The following is a 2849-nucleotide window of genomic DNA, read 5'->3' on the forward strand; positions in this document are numbered from 1 at the left end:
TTTTTACTGGATTGACATTTGATACGGTCCATAGAATACCAGAATTAAGCCATGCAAGCAAAATTACAAAATCAGTAGTTGCAGGAAAAAAGATATGGGAAGACAACGATTGTGTTGGTTGCCATACACTACTGGGGGAGGGCGCATACTATGCTCCTGAATTAGGAAATGCCTTTCAGCGTTTAGGTGGGGGAGATAAAAAGGCATTTAGAGCTTATATGCAGGGATGGATGGCAGCACAGCCACTTGATATTCCAAATAGAAGAAAAATGCCACAGTTTCACTTAAGTACAAAACAGGTCAACAATCTTGCTGACTTTTTAATTTGGATGTCTAAGGTCAATGACCAAGAGTGGCCACCAAATATTCAAGGATAAGGAATTTATATGAAATATTCATCTCAAATGGTCGCAAAGCCATATTTTATATTTGCACTGATTTTACTTGCCGGGGAGATTTTATTTGGTTTAACTATGAGTATCCAGTATATTTATGGTGACTTTTTATTCCCAGCTATTCCGTTTAATGCACTTCGTATGGTACATGTAAACTTACTTATTGTTCTTTTACTTTTTGGTTTTATGGGAAGTACATACTACCTGATTCCTGAAGAAGCTGAGAGAGAGTTGTGGAGTCCGCTTTTAGCAAAAATTACCTTTTGGGTATTTGTTGTTGCTGGTGTTCTTACTATTTTAGGTTATTTGTTAGTACCATATGCTGAACTAACAAAAATTACTATGAATGATTTGTGGCCTACGATGGGGCGAGAGTTTTTAGAGCAACCTACAATTACTAAAATTGGTATTGTTATTGTTGTACTTTCATACCTTTTAAATGTGACTATGACGGTTATTAAAGGTCGTAAGACTACGATTTCTATCATTTTACTTACTGGTCTTTTTGGTTTAGCATTTTTCTTCTTGTTTGCGTTTTATTTCTCAGACAATATGATTATGGATAAATTTTTCTGGTGGTTCGTTGTTCACTTATGGGTTGAAGCTACTTGGGAGTTGATTTTAGGTGCGTTACTTGCGTTTGTACTTATCAAACTTACAGGTGTTGACCGTGAACATATTGACAAATGGTTATATCTTATTATTGCTATGACACTTATTGCAGGACTTGCAGGAACTGGACATCACTTCTTCTATATGGGTGCACCAGGATACTGGTTGTGGATAGGTTCAATTGCTTCAGCTGCAGAGCCAATACCATTTTTCTTGATGATTTTGTTTGCTTACAGCATGATAAAAAATCGTCGTATTCAAGATGATAATAAAATAGCACTTACATGGGCAAAAGGTACAGCAGTAGTTGGTTTCTTAGGTGCAGGTGTTTGGGGATTTATGCATACACTCGCTCCAGTTGATTACTATACTCATGGTACACAGCTTACTGCAGCACACGGTCACCTCTCATTTTTTGGTGCGTATGTTATGATTGTATTTACTATGATCTCTTATGCTATGCCAATTTTACGAGGGCGTCCTCATGGGAACTGCGAAAAAGCACAAAAAGTTGAGCTTGTTTCGTTTTGGTTGATGGTTATTGGCATGATAGGCTTGACTGTTGCACTGACAGTTGCAGGTGTAATGCAGATAGAGATGCAAAGAATTCCTGATTCGGCGCATGCTATGGCATTTATGGATGTTCAGTCAAAAATGACTGCAGTTTACATTGTTCGTTCACTATTTGGTCTTATGACATTTACAGGTCTTTTGGTTTATTTTTACAGTTTCTTTGTAAAAGAAGACAAAGTAGCAGCCTAAAGATGGCATCGAAAGTCTCTCGTCTCTTCTCTTGGAGCAAAGTGCTCCTTGAAGATGTAGATGAAAAAGTCGGCATCTTTGCAGATTCATATCTGCGTAAAAAAGCCTCTCGTTTGTATGAAGAGTCTGGAGTATCTTTTGAGTCAAAAGAGAAATCTCTTAAAATCTTCTATCATCTTCTTGGAGGTGATAAAGCAAAAGAGTTGCATATTACAGATAAACGATTTATAGAGACTTCAAGAACACTTATAGAGAAATTTTCAGGAAAAGGGAAGAGCTTTTTTCTTGCTTGGCAAGATGAAAAAGCACTCTATTTTCCTGCTACACTTGCTTACTTGCCTGACAAAGATCTAAACGATATGCACTACTACTGGCTCTGTGCAATGCTCACGCAAGTAAATTTACAAAGCAGTGACATCATTAGTGAAAACAGAAGAGCTGCTGCATTTCTTACAAACAAATATGTAGGCTTTAAAGATTTTTACAACAAAGCAAAAGATTTACTACTGCAAAATTATCCGGAATTATCATATATTGACTCTTCAAATGCTGAAGCGTTACTAGATGATAAGAGTTACCCAAATCCACTTTGGATATACCCTTCTATTGCCACAAATTCCAAACTGCTTGACTTTAATGATGAAGAGGAGATGGGGCGACAAGATGGCAAAGAGGACAAGACCGAAGAGCTGAAGATGAAGAAAAAGGCAAATCAGATAGACGATGAGAAAGAGACAGATGGTCTTTTGCTCTTTTTGCCTGAGTCTTTGATGAGTTTTATGGAACAGGTCAATGTGGACAGACAAGAGAATGACAGTTTTGATGAAGATGCCCTTTATAATGCAGCGGAATTGGATGAGATAACCCTTGGAAAAAAAGATGCAAATCTCTCTTCGCGTGTTAAGATGGATCTAGATATTTCATCAAGAGATGTAGAAGATTACCCTTTAGGTAAGGGCTTTTTACGCGATGAATGGGATTATAAAAAGGATGCTTATCTCAAAAACTATGTCCGAATCTATCCGCAGGTTGCTATCAATGTAGAGCCTATTGCTCTGCCAAAAAGATTAACTAAAATGA

Annotated in this window: 2 protein-coding genes and 1 pseudogene; all 3 read left to right on the top strand. The window is 37.3% G+C overall.

Going from position 1 to position 2849, the window contains the following annotated elements:
- Positions 1-377: cytochrome c (locus tag MVY38_RS06500; protein WP_297484520.1), on the top strand; the 377-nt coding region annotated here is incomplete at its 5' end.
- A 9-nt stretch (positions 378-386) separates the two neighbouring features.
- Complete coding sequence (locus MVY38_RS06505; protein WP_297484522.1) at positions 387-1769, top strand: cbb3-type cytochrome c oxidase subunit I; 1383 nt, start codon at positions 387-389, stop codon at positions 1767-1769.
- Between the two features lie 2 nt (positions 1770-1771).
- Positions 1772-2849 (top strand): annotated as a pseudogene (locus MVY38_RS06510) (VWA domain-containing protein); the annotation flags it as partial.

It is taken from the genome of Sulfurimonas sp., assembly GCF_027056685.1.
GTDB lineage: Bacteria > Campylobacterota > Campylobacteria > Campylobacterales > Sulfurimonadaceae > Sulfurimonas.